This window comes from Kocuria sp. ZOR0020 (assembly GCF_000800955.1).
Classification (GTDB): domain Bacteria; phylum Actinomycetota; class Actinomycetes; order Actinomycetales; family Micrococcaceae; genus Kocuria; species Kocuria subflava.
Genome location: NZ_JROX01000243.1, coordinates 1 through 1,365, shown reverse-complemented (window position 1 = coordinate 1,365; position 1,365 = coordinate 1). Strand labels below are relative to the sequence as shown.

3 protein-coding genes are annotated in these 1,365 nt (G+C 70.8%); all 3 read left to right on the top strand.

Annotated elements, in window-relative coordinates:
* On the top strand, positions 1-512 hold a 512-nt coding region (locus L979_RS12510), incomplete at its 5' end, for an NADH-quinone oxidoreductase subunit H (protein ID WP_047692540.1).
* Between the two features lie 3 nt (positions 513-515).
* Positions 516-1,079: an NADH-quinone oxidoreductase subunit J gene (locus tag L979_RS12505; RefSeq protein ID WP_047692539.1), complete on the top strand. Its 564-nt coding sequence runs from the start codon at positions 516-518 to the stop codon at positions 1,077-1,079.
* The coding region (locus L979_RS12500; RefSeq protein ID WP_047692538.1) for an NADH-quinone oxidoreductase subunit K at positions 1,076-1,365 on the top strand (290 nt) is incomplete at its 3' end. The genes L979_RS12505 and L979_RS12500, both read left to right, overlap by 4 nt.

Here is a 1,365-nt window from a genome sequence, read left to right as displayed (position 1 = left end):
TGGCCTACGAGCTGCCGCTGATGTTCGCCCTGGTGGCCCCGGCGATCGCCGCCGGCAGCCTGGCCGTGGGGGACGTCGCCGCGGCCCAGGACGGCGTGTGGTTCGTGGTGTGGATGCCGGTGGCGTTCCTCGTCTTCCTCATCGGCGTGACCGGCTTCTCCGTATGGGGCCCGTTCGCCCCGGCGCTGGCTGCCGACATCGGCGGCGGCGTGCTGGCCGAGCTCTCGGGGGTCGACCGCCTCGTCCTCCAGGCTGGGCGCTACCTGTTCCTGACCGCCGGCGCCGCCTTCTCGGTGCCGCTCTTCCTCGGTGGGGGCGCCGGGCCCGTCCTGCCCGGCTGGGCGTGGGTGCTGGTGAAGACCGTGCTGGTGCTCGCGGTGCTCGTGTGGCTGCGGCGGAGGATCCCGCTGCTGCGCCCGGACCGGTTCATGGAGATCGGCTGGGTGGTCCTGCTCCCGGCCGCCGTGCTCCAGGACCTGGTCGTGTCCCTCGTCGTCGTCTGGAAGGGCTGAGCCGTGCTGGTCGGAATCGTGTTCTGGGTGCTCGCCGTGGTGGCCGTGGCCGCGGGGGCGCTCGTGTTCGTGGTGGACTCCATGGCCCGGGCCACCTATGCCCTGGCGCTGTCCTTCATCGCCGTGGGGGTGCAGATCCTGCTGCTGGGCCAGAGCTATCTGGGGATCATCACGATCCTCATGATGGTGATGGAGATGGCGGTGATGGCGGTCTACATGGTGATGTTCATGGGCATGAACCCGGCGCTGATGCCCATGGACATGACCCACGGGAAGAAGACCGCGATCGGCGCCTCGGCCGGGGTTTTCGTGCTGCTGGCGGCCGGGGCGCTGCTGATCCCGTGGCCGGAGCGTCGCGGCGCCCCGCCGGAGGACCTCACGCGTGCGCTGGGCCTGGAGATCATGGGCGAGAAGATGCTGGTGATGGCGGTGGTGGGCCCGGTCATGGTGGCCACCATCGTGGCCGGGGTGGTCCTGGCCGCCCATCGCACCCGCTACGACCGGCTCGGTAACGACCTGCGCCGCCGCCCGGCCGACGACCCGCAGCCGGGGGGTGTGGGCCGATGACCTTGGAAGCCGTGCTGGTCGTGGCCGCCGCGCTGTTCGCGGTGGGGCTCTACGGGGCCCTGTCCCAGCAGGTGGTGGTGATGGTGATGATGGGCCTGGAGCTGATGATCAACGGGGTGCTCCTGGCCGCGGCGGGGTTCTGGTGGTTCCTGGCCCCGGACCCCTCCGGGCAGGTGCTGCTGCTGGTGGTCCTGGCGGCCATGACCGTGGAGATGGCCATGGGTTTCGCCGTGGCCACTCTGCTGCACCGCAGGCGGCAGACCGACATGACCGACATGGCCGAGGA